Origin of the sequence: Cobetia sp. 29-18-1 (genome assembly GCF_029846405.1) — a bacterium.
Lineage (GTDB): Bacteria > Pseudomonadota > Gammaproteobacteria > Pseudomonadales > Halomonadaceae > Cobetia > Cobetia amphilecti.
The window spans coordinates 67,017-79,582 of the sequence record NZ_JARWKS010000005.1 but is presented as its reverse complement, the minus strand read 5'-3'; the positions used below and the strand labels follow the sequence as shown (position 1 = coordinate 79,582).

At 63.2% G+C, this 12,566-nt stretch carries 11 protein-coding genes; 3 read left to right on the top strand and 8 right to left on the bottom strand.

What is annotated here, in order from left to right:
* Positions 1–131: 131 nt before the first annotated feature.
* From lapB to QD208_RS05485, 3 genes are all read right to left on the bottom strand, one after another.
* The gene (gene lapB, locus QD208_RS05495) at positions 132–1,310 is read right to left on the bottom strand and encodes a lipopolysaccharide assembly protein LapB (protein WP_043335632.1); all 1,179 of its coding nucleotides are present in this window, start codon (positions 1,308–1,310) and stop codon (positions 132–134) included.
* Positions 1,311–1,616 (bottom strand): LapA family protein, encoded by a 306-nt coding sequence (locus QD208_RS05490; protein WP_279836074.1) that lies wholly within the window; start codon positions 1,614–1,616, stop codon positions 1,311–1,313.
* A 241-nt stretch (positions 1,617–1,857) separates the two neighbouring features.
* Positions 1,858–2,154, bottom strand: coding sequence for an integration host factor subunit beta (locus tag QD208_RS05485; protein WP_043335630.1), 297 nt, complete (start codon positions 2,152–2,154; stop codon positions 1,858–1,860).
* A gap of 269 nt (positions 2,155–2,423) precedes the next feature.
* Between QD208_RS05485 and QD208_RS05480 the strand changes: the two genes are divergently transcribed.
* Together QD208_RS05480 and QD208_RS05475 are read left to right on the top strand one after the other, a co-directional pair.
* Complete coding sequence (locus tag QD208_RS05480; protein WP_043335628.1) at positions 2,424–2,699, top strand: succinate dehydrogenase assembly factor 2; 276 nt, start codon at positions 2,424–2,426, stop codon at positions 2,697–2,699.
* Positions 2,659–3,498, top strand: coding sequence for a hypothetical protein (locus QD208_RS05475; protein ID WP_279836073.1), 840 nt, complete (start codon positions 2,659–2,661; stop codon positions 3,496–3,498). Before QD208_RS05480 ends, QD208_RS05475 begins: the two co-directional genes overlap by 41 nt.
* Before the next feature lie 36 nt (positions 3,499–3,534).
* Here QD208_RS05475 and nadB read toward each other — a convergent pair whose 3' ends face one another.
* From nadB to QD208_RS05460, 3 genes are all read right to left on the bottom strand, one after another.
* Positions 3,535–5,241: an L-aspartate oxidase gene (gene nadB, locus QD208_RS05470; RefSeq protein ID WP_279836071.1), complete on the bottom strand. Its 1,707-nt coding sequence runs from the start codon at positions 5,239–5,241 to the stop codon at positions 3,535–3,537.
* The gene (locus QD208_RS05465; RefSeq protein WP_279836070.1) at positions 5,238–6,587 is read right to left on the bottom strand and encodes an FUSC family protein; all 1,350 of its coding nucleotides are present in this window, start codon (positions 6,585–6,587) and stop codon (positions 5,238–5,240) included. The genes nadB and QD208_RS05465 overlap by 4 nt, the downstream gene beginning before the upstream one ends.
* A gap of 352 nt (positions 6,588–6,939) precedes the next feature.
* Positions 6,940–7,872, bottom strand: coding sequence for a peroxiredoxin-like family protein (locus QD208_RS05460; protein ID WP_279836068.1), 933 nt, complete (start codon positions 7,870–7,872; stop codon positions 6,940–6,942).
* 71 nt (positions 7,873–7,943) lie between these two features.
* Here QD208_RS05460 and QD208_RS05455 point away from each other — a divergent pair, with 71 nt between their 5' ends.
* Positions 7,944–9,335, top strand: a complete 1,392-nt coding sequence (locus QD208_RS05455; RefSeq protein ID WP_279836066.1) for a class II fumarate hydratase — start codon at positions 7,944–7,946, stop codon at positions 9,333–9,335.
* A 104-nt stretch (positions 9,336–9,439) separates the two neighbouring features.
* Here the strand turns inward: QD208_RS05455 and glpD are convergent, their stop codons facing one another.
* The gene (gene glpD / locus QD208_RS05450) at positions 9,440–10,942 is read right to left on the bottom strand and encodes a glycerol-3-phosphate dehydrogenase (RefSeq protein WP_279836063.1); all 1,503 of its coding nucleotides are present in this window, start codon (positions 10,940–10,942) and stop codon (positions 9,440–9,442) included.
* 592 nt (positions 10,943–11,534) lie between these two features.
* Positions 11,535–12,326, bottom strand: a complete 792-nt coding sequence (locus QD208_RS05445) for a DeoR/GlpR family transcriptional regulator (RefSeq protein WP_213114877.1) — start codon at positions 12,324–12,326, stop codon at positions 11,535–11,537.
* Between the last annotated feature and the right edge of the window lie 240 nt (positions 12,327–12,566).

Genomic DNA, 12,566 nt, shown 5'->3' with positions numbered 1-12,566 from the left:
CGTCAGTTCGATAGCGCCAGCCCGGAAGCCATGAAAGCGGCATGAAAAAGCCCCCTGCAGCGTGCTGCAGGGGGCTTTTCGTTCTGATGTCTGTGGTCTGTTTGCTGGTATCTGTCTAACAGCTGGCGCCGTTACTCGCCTTCCAGGCCGGTGATCGGCTTGACCGTGCCCCAGTGGCGGCACTTCGGACATTGCCAGAGCAGCATCGAGGCTTCGAAGCCGCAGCGATGACAGCGATGGCGAGGACGCGCCTGGATCAGTTGCTGGGTATGACGCTTGAGCAGATTGAAACGCTCGGTCTCGCGCTCATCGGCATCCAGCAGGTAGAGATCGAGCAGGTAGTCGACGCCGCGCAGGCTGGGGTGACGATGCAGCTGCTCGCTGGCGAAGCTGGCAGCGGCCTCGACGCCCTCGCGGCGCTCGATCAATTGCGCAAGGCTGATGACTGTCGTGGTGTAGGGCGCGCGCTCGACTTCCTGATGCAGCAGGCGTACCAGGCCGCTCTCGTCATCCAGCATGCGAAAGGCGTTGCCCAGTGGCTCGAGGATGATGGGGGTGAAGCCGGTGTCCTGACGCGGAATGCGCTGCAGCAGGCGGATGCACTGCTTGTAGTTGGCATGATCGAATTCGATCTCGGCCAGCATCCAGTTGGCGCGTACGCATTTCTCGTCGGTGGAGAGCGCCTGCTTGAGGCGCTTGCGGGCCATCGCCTGGCTGCCTTCGGCGATATCCAGCGCGGCCAGTTCGCAGTGCCAGTGGGCCGCCGCGCGGCGGATGCCGCCTTCCTGGCGCAGAATGGCGTGGGCGACTTCGAGTGCGGCCTCCCATTCGCGTTCCCGCTCGAGGAGGTCGATCAACAGGCGGCGGCCGGCACGCCGATGGCTGTCGTGCTGCGCTTGCTTGAGGAGGGTTTCCAGCAGCTTCTCGGCGCGGTCATAGACACCGCTGCGCATGAAGTCGCGGGCCAGTTCCAGCTGGACACGCTCGCCCTGTTCGCTATCCAGGGCAGGGCGGGCCAGCAGGTTCTGGTGAATCTTGACGGCACGATCGACTTCGCCGCGACTGCGATAGAGATTGCCCAGCGCGATGTGGGTATCGACGGTGTCGCTGTTGACTTCCAGGGCCTGAACGAAGGTTTCGATGGCACGATCAGGCTGCTCGTTGAGCAGATGATTGAGGCCGACGAAGTAGTCGCGGGACAGGGTGGCAGGAGCCGGTGCTTGTTCATCGGGGCGACGATCACGCCGCCCCAGCCAGAATCCGATGGCGATGGCCGCCATCAGCAATCCCAGCAATATCAGATCAGGCATTTATGCCACTTCCTTGATCTCCTGGATGCGCAGTTGGTCCAGTTCCTTGCGTTGCTGCTGGTTGCGACGCTGGGCACGAGTCAACAGCGTGCGCAGGCGCAGGTACATGCCGGTCATCGCGACCATGCCAAGCACGACGCCGACGGCCAGCGAGAACAGCAGCCACATGGAAAGGGATGCAGCAGGCAGCTCTACCCAGATGAGGTCGAGGGACACGGCTTGCTGGTTGTGAACGGCAAAGAGAATACCGACCAGCAGGACGATCAGCAGGATCACGGCCAGAACGAGACCTTTTAGCCAACGCATAACGGTTTCCTTGTCATGAAATGCAGTCGTGAATCATCTGGGAGCGAGTGTATCACTGCCCATCGCGCGAGTCTTGGCGGCGACGCCGTGAGGTGGGTGGCTGTCGTCTCTGGCATGACGGCTTGAGCAGATGTCGGCCGGCGCTGAGCCAGCCGGCCCGTCACGCCGGGTCTTCCTCTGCGGGCAGCGCTGTCAGTCAGCCGCGCCGTCGTCTTCAGCACTGTCATCAGTCGCGCTGTCGTCAATACCCCAGGGCGCGACTGGCATCGACCTGCTCGCGCAGCTCCTTGCCGGGCTTGAAGTGGGGGACGAACTTGCCATCCAGGTCCACCGGCTCACCGGTCTTGGGGTTGCGCCCCAGTCGTGGCTCACGGTAGTGCAGCGAGAAGCTGCCGAAACCGCGAATCTCGACGCGACCGCCGTGGGCCAGGGCGTCTGTCACATCATCGAGGATGATGCGAACCGCGGCCTCTACATCCTTGAGCGACAACTCAGGCTGTCGCATGGCTATCTGTTCGATCAGCTCGGACTTGGTCATCGGATCTCTCCATGCCTGCACCTTTCTCGCGAAAGGCGTTCGTGATGCGGCAGCCGGGCGACCTCTTGTCACCGGACAGGCACACGCATCCTTGTGATTGTTATCTCCTCAGCATAATGGGCAAATCCTGAGAAAACAACGCACTAGGGACATCATTGCCGATCACGGCACGGATTGCCAATTCCTGCCCGAGCAACGGGTCAACGGATGCCGCTGACGCCCCCCTCGGGTATACTGCGCGCATTGATGTGACGACTGAGGTTCAGGCAATGGAAGATGTGATTCGCAAGCGGCTTCATTGGCATTCGCGTCGCGGCATGTGGGAGCTCGATCTGCTGCTGCTGCCGTTTCTGGAGCAGCGTTTCGACGCCTTGAGCGAAGACGACAAGGCGCTCTATGTGCAGCTGCTGGCCGAAGAGGATCAGGACCTCTTCGTGTGGCTGATGAAGCGCGACCCGTGCGGCAATGCCGAGTACCAGCGCCTGATCAACATGGTGATCGCCAATGCCGAGAATGGCGAGCGCGATCAGTTCAAGGGCCTCTAGACAGGCGTTCGCGACCCACGCCAGCCTGCGCGTCGGGCTGTTGGCGGCGAGTCTCGCCTTGTGGGTCTGGCTTGCCGAGCTGGCGACTGGCCAGTTCCTTGTCAGTACGTGGTGGACCTGTCAGTGGCAATTTCTACGCAATGCCCTGCCTTTCGAGGCGGGGCATTGTGCGTTTGAGGGGCTCGCTCAGCTGCCGGATGGCGTCATGGCGCTGCTGGGCGTGATGGGGCTGGGCTGGCTGCTGCAGGCCGGAGAGCTGGTGTCGTGGTGGCGCCAGGCTCGGCGGCGCCTCAAGGACCCCGAGGCGCGAGTCTGGCTGGCCCTGGGGGGCAGCCTCTGCGCCGATGCGGCGCTTGCCAGCGGTGGCCAGGCGCCAGTGCCGGAGCATGAGGCTGAAGCCGAGACCGAAGCCAGCGACATCCCGCCTGCGTTAGATGCGCGCCATCGTCACCCGGAAATGCAGCTCTGCTGGTGGTGGGCCGATGGTGCCTCACGCAGCTGGCAGCCCGTCAACGTGCGCTGTCTGTGGTGCTCACCACGTCTGTTGGGGCTCGAGATCTCGCCGCAGGGTTTCGGGCCACAGGGGGTGGAGCTGCAAGGCTTGAGAGCGCAGGGCGCGGGCCAGCAGCACCTGAAAACCCAGCGGGTATGGCTGTGGCCGGATAGCGCCTCCAGCGAAGACCTTCACCAGCTGCGGCTGTGGTTGCTGTGGCCGCCCTTGCCGCATGGTTTGCCGCGTCAGCCGCCGCCATTGGAGGCCCTGCGGCGCGTCGCTGCCCAGGGAGCCCACCCACGCTGAGCCTGCTCATGGGCCTTAAGCCTTCTCAAGAGCCGCTCAGCTTGCGGCAGCGAAGGCCGAGAGCCGAATGACGCTATCGCGGGCACGCGGCGCCGGCATCGGGAAGTCGCGGATGAAGTGCAGGCCACGTGACTCATGACGTTGATGGGCGCACAGCAGCAGCAGCGGTGCCAGCGTCAGGGCCTGATAGAGCGCAAGATGATCGAGCCCTGCACGCGGCGCTGAAGCTTGCCTGTGCTGCTCGGTCTCCGCCGTTTGCCCCGCCTCCAGCGAGACCCACTGCGCTATCTGCTTCAACGCCTCCCTCAGGCCGTGCTGGCTGCGCTCGATCCCCGCTTGCAGACTCATCAGCTGGCGCAAGCTTTGCAGGCGTGTGCGCGCCTCGTCGGCGCTCAGATGCATCACGCAGCGCCAGACCTGACCATTGTCGGCGAGCTGTGTGAGCAGGGCGGCGTGTTGCGGCATCAGCGAGTCGAGCGTGCTCATCAGGCGTGGCTCGTCGGCGCGGCGCGGCTGCCCAAGTGCTTCACCACAGGCGCGCGCCTGCACCAGGCACTCGAGCAGCGAGTTGCTGGCCATGCGGTTGGCGCCGTGCAGGCCCGTGCAGGCGACTTCGCCGATGGCCCACAGGCCCGGCAGGTCGCTGGCGCCATCCAGTCCGGTGGCGATGCCGCCGCAGCTGTAGTGGGCGGCAGGGACGACGGGAATCGGTGCATGACGAATATCGATCCCGCGTGCCAGGCAGTGCTCGGCGATGGTCGGGAAGTGGTGCTCGATGGCCTCGGCCCCCAGCGCGCTGATATCCAGACAGACATGCTCGAGGCCGTGCGTGCGCATCTCGGCGAGGATGGCACGTGCCACGACATCACGCGGCGCCAGCTCCAGACGCGGATCATGATCGGCCATGAAGCGATGTCCATCCGGACGCAGTAGCAGTCCCCCTTCGCCCCGCACCGCCTCGGAGATCAAAAAGGGCGTGCCATCGGGGTCATGCAGGCAGGTGGGATGAAACTGCTGGAACTCCAGGTTCATCAGGCTGGCGCCGGCGCGGGTCGCCATCGCCATGCCATCACCGACGCTGGCGCTCGGGCTGGTGGCGTGGGCGAACAGGCCGCTGGCGCCGCCGGTGGCCAGTACCAGGTCATTGGCCGCCAGCCATTGGCGCTGGCCCGTGCCATCCATCACCCACAGACCGCTGGCGCGACCCGCATTGACCGCGATGTCGACGGCCAGCAGGTCTTCGAGAATCTCGATGTTCGGATGGGCTTCGACATGGGCGCTGAGCGTATCGAGCAGCGCTCGGCCGGTGGCGTCGGCGGCATGGATGATGCGGCGGCGACCATGCCCGCCTTCACGGGTGAGGTGGAAGGGGTAGCTGGCGTCGGCGTCGGCCGGGGTGAAGGGCACGCCGAGTGCGATCAACCATTCGATGGCCTCCCGCGAGTGACCGACGGTGAAGCGCACCGCACGCTCGTTGCACAGGCCATCGCCGGCAATCAGGGTGTCGGCGACATGGGATTCCACATCGTCCTCGGGCGCCAGCACCGCCGCGATACCGCCCTGCGCCCAGCGGCTGGCGCCCTGTGCCTCACGCGCCGGACGCAACAGCGTGACGCGGCGGGTGCGCGGGCCGGGGGGCAGGCGATTGGCGAGGCTGAGTGCCAGGGTCAAACCTGCCGCGCCGCCACCGACGATCAGCACGTCATGCTGGCTTGCGGGAGTCACTCCGGATACTGAGTTCATGTGTCTTTCCTGGCAGTCTCATTGCCGGCCGAGTCCGGCTGGCGCCTGTCGTGGCGGTCTGGCTCATCGCTGCTGTTGTCACTGATGCTGTCATCACTCGCTGGCGCTTTGCTGGCCGTCTCATTATTGGCCGTCGCTTTGCTGGCCGGCGCTTCGCTGACCGAGGAGTGATGCTCGCCAGCGCGGTTCTCGCGTCTGATGGGGGCTGCCGTATCGCCCGGTGTCGGGTCTTCCGGCAGGAACAGGCGGCGTGCATCACTGATCAGGCCATGGCCCGGCAGTCGGCGTTGCAGGCGCTGGCTCGGCAGACGCTCCAGCAAGGCCAGGCGCTCGCCCAGGGCTTCGGTCAGGCGTGCCAGCTCGCGATTGAGCCACAGGTAGCCTGCCGGGCTGAACAGCGCGCGGCCGTTGCGGCTCTCGACATTGCGGACATCGGCATAGCGTTGCAGGTCGAAGGGCGTCACCGTCAGTTCGATGCTCTGGCCGGTGCGCACCTGGAAGGCCAGGGTCCCCAGGGCGCGGGCCAGACGATGCTGGGCATCGCGCAGGCCATCCAGCCCCTCGATGAATTCATGCCCTTCGCGGGTGTTCCAGTGGGTTTCCTGCAGCAGTTCGATGGTCGAGATCATGCGGCGCTCGAAGGACAGGATTTCCTCGATGTCGGCACGATTGATGCGGCCTTCCTGAGCGACGGCATCGACCAGCCCGCGCTGCTTGACCAGCTGCGCCGAGGTGGCACGCACCAGCGCGAGACCCTCATTGACGCCCTCACGCTCGGCCTTGGTATGACCGTGGTAGAGGCGTGCCAGCTTGTCGAGGTTGTCGGCCAGCAGGAAACGGAAGACATCCGTCGCCTTCTGGGGCAGCAGCACCATGCTGACCACGATGCTGATCAGGGTGCCCAGCACCACATTGAAGACGCGCCATAGCCCGATGCCGAGATCATGATTGCCATCACCGATCACCATCAGCAGCGTGACGCAGAACAGCAGCGAGCTGTAGCCATAGCGATTGCTGAAGGTGGCATTCAGCGCCAGGGCGATGCCGACGATGCTCCAGAAGGGCACCACGCCCGGCAGCGGCTCGGCGACCAGAATCAGGATCAGGCCCCACAGGCCGCCAAGCAGCGTGCCGACCAGACGTTGCCAACCCTTGTCGATGACACCGCCGACGTGGGGCAGGTTGCCCATGACCATCACGGTACTGACCAATGCCCAGGAACTGTGCGGCAGGCTGAACAGTTCGATGATGGAAAAGCACAGCGTCAGGGCGACGGTCACACGCAGGATATGCAGGCGCTGGCGGTGCAGATAGGTGAAGTAAGGGTTGTGCGAGAACCATTTCATCGGGCGTATCTCACTGTGCTTGTCATGAGGAAGAGGCTACCCGAGGGTGGAGGGGTTCAGTCATCGTGACCGAGAATGAGGTGAACATCTGGAGCGACAGGGTCCCGTTGCTGGAGAAGATGAGGTGGTGGTCGACATTGATGGGAATGCAGTGGAGGCGTGGTATCTCCACTGCGCTGCTGATTCAGGCTCGAGGTGGCTCAAGGCTGCGGTGGCGCAAGACCATGGTGGTTCAAGACTGTAGTGATTCAAGACTGTAGTGATTCAAGACTGCTGCCTCTCACGCGGGAGATATTACCCCAGACGCCGGCGGTGGCAGGCGTCTGGGGTGCCTCGAGTGCCTGTGAGGATGTCAGGTGAGCTCTTTCAAGGCGTTGACGATATCTTCGGGTTCCGAGCGTGTCCGGTAATCGACATCGACGTGACGCCAGCTCACGGTTCTGTCTTGTGCGATGACGAAGGTCGCCGGGATGGGCAATACACTGCCATCACCGTTGTTGATGGCATCCAGATCGAGTTCTCGGTCCACGCGCATGTGTTCCATCAGATAGTCCGGCACCTTCCAGGCGACGCCATAGCGAGAGGCGACCTCTGCGTCCTGGTCTGACAACACGTGGAACTGCATCTCATCGATCTCGGTTTCGGAGAGCGAGTCATCCGGCACCTGTGGGCTGATGGCGACCAACTGTGCGCCGTGAGCACGAATGTCATCGAGTCGCTCATTCAGGGCTCTCAGCTGCAAGCTGCAGTAGGGGCACCAGTCACCACGATAGAAGGTGACCACGACCGGGCCTGATTCGAGCAATTCCTCGAGAGACACTGCCTGGCCTGCGGCGTTGGGCAGCGCGAACCCGAGTGCCTTCTCGCCCACGGAGAGAGCATTCGCACCCTGTTGCAAAGCCTTGGCGTTTTCGATGATCTCATCGACATTCTTCATGAAATCAGGCTTGGCCTGGCGCCCAGCTTCAACCTTCGCTTCAGTCTGCTCTTTCAGGCTTTTCATGCTGTCCTCGCTAAGGTGGTAGTGGGCCGCTGGAAAGGGCCAGCCATAGGCCCTCGCATGCTCGGTAGTGTAACCGAGGCCCCGTCTTGCGTAACAGAGGATTGGTGACAAGCCATCTCGCAAGCGTGCGTCCGTGCCGTTGCAGGGCGGGTGATGACGGAGCCCGGCAATGAATGTGTAATTGTTATTGATAATCACTACCATCAAGCGGCTTGATTGGTATCCTGTGCGTCCCCAAGTGATCATCAGGGGATCGAAGCTGGCGATCAGGTCATTGATCAAGTTGTTGCCAGCCGCCCATCAGTGACGCCAGCCAGGTGCGACGTCATATGCAACAGCACAGGGAGACAAGCATGAGCAGCCAGACCCGCCGTGAACGCGACAGCATGGGTGAACTCGAAGTGCCGGCCAGCGCACTCTATGGCGCCCAGACTCAGCGAGCGGTCGACAACTTCCCCGTCAGCGGCCAGCCGTTGCCTGCTGCCTTCATTCGTGCCGTGGCGCGTATCAAGCTGGCCGCCGCCGAGGTCAACCGTGACCTGGAGCTGCTGGATGACGTGCGTGCCGAGGCGATCATCAAGGCGGCGCGTCAGATCATCGACGGCGAGCATGCCGATCAATTCCCGGTAGATGTCTTCCAGACCGGTTCCGGCACCTCGACCAACATGAACGTCAACGAGGTGCTGACGCAGCTTGCCAATCAGCATCTGGGCGACAAGGACGTGACCGTCGGCGCCAACGACCACGTCAACATGGGCCAGTCGAGCAATGATGTCATCCCGACGGCCATTCATCTGTCCGCCGTCATCGCTGTCTCGGACACCCTGTTGCCGGCGCTGCGCCATCTGCATGAGGTGATCTCCCGCAAGGCCTCTGAGGTGGACGATGTCGTCAAGACCGGCCGCACTCACCTGATGGATGCGATGCCGATTCGCATGAGTCAGGAGCTGGGTGCCTGGCAGGCGCAGGTCGGGCAGGCCATCGAGCGCATCGAGCAGGTGCTGCCGCGCCTCGAGCGCCTCGCCCAGGGAGGCACCGCCGTCGGCAGTGGCATCAACGCGCATCCGGAATTCGCCGAGCGCATCGCCGACCGCCTCTCACACCAGACCGGCCATGCCTTCCGTCCCGCCGAGAGCTTCTTCGCGGCGCTGTCCTCCCAGGACACGGCAGTCGAGCTCTCCGGCCATCTGCGTACCTACGCCGTGGCGATGATGAAGATCAGCAACGACCTGCGCTGGATGAATTCCGGTCCGCTGGCAGGGCTGGGCGAGATCGAGCTTGAGGCTCTGCAGCCGGGCAGCTCCATCATGCCGGGCAAGGTCAATCCGGTGATTCCCGAGGCGGCCGCTCAGGTGGCGGCGCAGGTGATGGGCAATGACGCCACCATTGGCATCGCCGGGCAGAGCGGCAACTTCCAGCTCAATGTCATGCTGCCGCTGATCGCCAACAACCTGCTGTCCTCGATCACACTGAGTGCCAATGTCAGCCGCCTGCTGGCGGACAAGGCCATTGCCACCTTCAGCGTGCGTCAGGACAACATCGAGGCACCGCTGGCCAAGAACCCGATTCTGGTCACGGCGCTCAATCCGGTGATCGGTTACAACGAGGCGGCGCGAGTGGCCAAGGTGGCCTATCAGGCCGGGCGTCCGATTCTGGATGTGGCCGAGGAAGAGACTGAGCTGTCACGCGAGGAGCTGGAGCGTCTGCTCGACCCGGCCAAGCTAACGGCGGGCGGTATCCAGTAAGTCGTCAATACATGACCTGAAATTCCGGCTGTCCCTGAACGAAAAGCCCGCCCCTCCGGCAAGGAGGGGCGGGCTTTTTTTGCTGTTGGCTCAGCCGGTTTTCATCAGGCGGCGCGTGCCAGCAGGCGTTCCTTGAGGTAGTCGCCGATGCGCGTCTTCTGCTCATCGCTCAGGCGCAGCGTCAGCTTGGTGCGGCGCCAGACGACGTCCTGCACCTCACGCGCCCATTCGTGCTCGACCAGGTAGTCGATCTCGGCGGCGCTCAGGCCTGCGCCGAAGTCCTCGCCCAGCTCCGCCTCGCTCTTCTTGCCGTCGAGGAAGTGCAGGCACAGGCTGCCGTAGCTTGAGGCGAAGCGTCGGGCGCGTGCTTCGCCGAGGAACGGGTAGTCGCGCTGCAGCTGGCGGGTGAAGGCTGCGCGGCTCTCGATATCGCCACCGGGCAGGGCCTGCTCGTGGGTCCACGGCTCGCCCATGCTCGGCAGCAGCGGCTTGAGGTCTTCGAGTGCCGATTCGGCCAGCTTGCGATAGGTGGTGATCTTGCCGCCGAAGATGGACAGCATCGGTGCGCCGCTGTCATCCAGGTGCAGGGTGTAATCACGCGTCATCGCGGACGGGTCCGCCGACTCGTCGTCACACAGCGGGCGCACGCCGGAGAAGGTCGAGACCACGTCATCGCGGCTCAGCTTGCGCTTGAAGTGATGGTTGACCACCTCGAGCATGTAGTCGGTCTCATCGCTGGAGCAGGCCACCTCGGAGGGGTCGCCCTTGTAGCGCACGTCGGTGGTGCCGATCAGGCTGAAGTCTTCCTGATAGGGCAGCACGAAGACGATGCGCTTGTCCTTGTTCTGCAGGATGAAGGCGCGGTCATCGGTGTTGATGCGCGGCACGATCAGGTGGCTGCCCTGGATCATGCGGATGCCGTAGCGCGGCGTGCGTTCGGTGGCGCCCTTGATGAAGGACTCCACCCACGGGCCTGCCGCATTCACTAGGGTGCGTGCGCGACGGATGAAGGTCTCGCCGCTGCTGACATCTTCAAGCGTCAGCTCCCAGTGGCCTTCGACATCACGGGCGCCGACACAGCGGGTGCCCGTCATGATCTCGGCGCCTTGCTCGCGCGCCTGCAGCGCATTGGTGATGACCAGACGAGCATCATCGACCCAGCAATCCGAGTATTCGAAGCCCTGATTGATCTCGCTGACCAGCGGACTCTGCTCGCCGAACTTGAGGCCCTTGGAGGCTGGCAGGGTCTCGCGCTTGCCGATGTGGTCATACAGGAACAGGCCCGCACGAATCATCCACGCCGGACGCAGATGCGGCTGGTGCGGCAGGATGAAGCGCAGCGGCCAGATGATATGCGGCGCCTTCTTGAGCAGTACCTCGCGCTCCTGCAGGGCCTCGCGCACCAGACGGAATTCGTAGTGCTCCAGGTAGCGCAGGCCGCCGTGGATCAGCTTGCTGCTGGCGGAGGAGGTCGCGCTGGCGAGGTCATTCTGCTCGCACAGGGCCACGCTCAGGCCACGGCCGCTGGCATCGTTGGCGATACCGGCGCCATTGATGCCGCCGCCGATGATGAAGAGGTCAAGAAGTGCATCGTTGTCGCGGGACATGGGCTGCTCCTGCTCGTGCCCGGCGCTACCGGGTGGGGCGAATGAGTCTGCACCGGCAAGGTGCGCGATAATAGGTTTTCGAAAGTGAACATAGCTTAGCAAAAGTCGAACATCAAGGGGATTCTTCTGCGCTGATGGCTTTCGGAAGTGATCATTTGGGCGAGTGTCTGGCAACCGAGGATTGCCTGATATTCAACCTGTTGTCTTGCCGGTGTTTTTTCTCAGTCTCTGATCATGGCGTGACATTTTCATGAAGCGCCTGGCTGTCATGTTGCCGCGCGGGCGGCGCAGACCATGCCCGCGGTGACTGATCAAGCGTCATGACACGATATACGGAGACGAAGCGGTGCCGCTGGGCAGCGCACAGTCAGCAGCTGGTTAGCTTTCGTGATATGCGAGGTTCATCGGTGCAAAGGGGGCAAAAGGGGGAAAAGGGGCGAGGGGGAAGGAGGAAAGGGGGCAAGAAGGAAAAGAGGGCAAGGGATAAGGGGTGAGAGCCGGGCCAGGCTGCACGACGGCGTATTGCCTGGCCCTGATTGCGCGATGACTAGTCGGTGAGGCGACTAGTGGGTTGGATGGCGCGGCCTGGTGCTCAAGCGCCACCACTCTCGTCCGACGACTCGTCACCGGCGACATGCAGCGCGACCTCGTGCTGACGCATCAGGGTCAGGATGCTTTCCGGGGGCTGGATGTCGGTGAAGAGCGCATCGAGCTGGCTCAGGTTGCCCTGACGCACGACCGCATTGCGCTGGAACTTGGAGTGATCCGCGATCAGGAAGACCTGGCGTGAGTTGTGGATGATCGCCTGGGCGACACGCACTTCCTGATAATCGAATTCCAGCAGCGAGCCATCTTCATCGATGCCGCTGATGCCGATGATCCCGAAGTCGACCTTGAACTGGTTGATGAAGTCGATGGTGGCCTCGCCGATGATGCCGCCATCGCGGGAACGCACCATGCCGCCGGCCACGATGACATTGAAATCCTCCTTGTGCTGGAGGATGGCCGCCACGTTCAGGTTGTTGGTGATGACTTCAAGCCCGTGGTGATCACACAGCGCCTCGGCCACCATCTCGTTGCTGGTGCCGATGTTGATGAACAGCGAGGCGTGGTCAGGAATCTGCCTGGCCAGGGCCGCCGCCATGCGCCGCTTGGCGCCCAGGTTCAATGTCTTGCGGGTGCTGTAGGCGGTGCTGACGGTGCTGGACTCAAGCCCCGCGCCCCCGTGCACGCGCTTGAGCGCGCCGGCCTCGGACAGCTGATTGAGGTCGCGACGAATGGTCTGCGGCGTGACCTCGAAGTGACTGGCCAGCTGCTCGATTGAGGCATATCCCTGACGCGTGATCAGTTCGACAATGGCGCGATGGCGCTTTGGCTGCATCATCCTGCTCTCTTGTTGTCAGCGGCTGCGGATCGTGAGTTCACTTCATGTCAGGAAGTGCGCATCACGGTTGCCGTTGGGGAGTGGGGTCGTCCAGTGAGGCTACATCCTAATCCAACAGGGGGGCGTCAGTGCAATTTGACGAATGGCGTCAAGGTGTTGCGAAGCTGCAACAGCCCATGTCGGCGCATTGGGCATGAGACCAAGGTACAATGATATTGATTGGTAATACGTTTGTGATAG

What these genes read in the sequence shown, in the direction of transcription:
- lapB (WP_043335632.1), bottom strand. Translation starts at nt 1,310, where the DNA reads ATGCCTGATCTGATATTGCTGGGATTGCTGATGGCGGCCATCGCCATC.
- QD208_RS05490 (WP_279836074.1), bottom strand. Translation starts at nt 1,616, where the DNA reads ATGCGTTGGCTAAAAGGTCTCGTTCTGGCCGTGATCCTGCTGATCGTC.
- QD208_RS05485 (WP_043335630.1), bottom strand. Translation starts at nt 2,154, where the DNA reads ATGACCAAGTCCGAGCTGATCGAACAGATAGCCATGCGACAGCCTGAG.
- QD208_RS05480 (WP_043335628.1), top strand. Translation starts at nt 2,424, where the DNA reads ATGGAAGATGTGATTCGCAAGCGGCTTCATTGGCATTCGCGTCGCGGC.
- QD208_RS05475 (WP_279836073.1), top strand. Translation starts at nt 2,659, where the DNA reads ATGCCGAGAATGGCGAGCGCGATCAGTTCAAGGGCCTCTAGACAGGCG.
- nadB (WP_279836071.1), bottom strand. Translation starts at nt 5,241, where the DNA reads ATGAACTCAGTATCCGGAGTGACTCCCGCAAGCCAGCATGACGTGCTG.
- QD208_RS05465 (WP_279836070.1), bottom strand. Translation starts at nt 6,587, where the DNA reads ATGAAATGGTTCTCGCACAACCCTTACTTCACCTATCTGCACCGCCAG.
- QD208_RS05455 (WP_279836066.1), top strand. Translation starts at nt 7,944, where the DNA reads ATGAGCAGCCAGACCCGCCGTGAACGCGACAGCATGGGTGAACTCGAA.
- glpD (WP_279836063.1), bottom strand. Translation starts at nt 10,942, where the DNA reads ATGTCCCGCGACAACGATGCACTTCTTGACCTCTTCATCATCGGCGGC.
- QD208_RS05445 (WP_213114877.1), bottom strand. Translation starts at nt 12,326, where the DNA reads ATGATGCAGCCAAAGCGCCATCGCGCCATTGTCGAACTGATCACGCGT.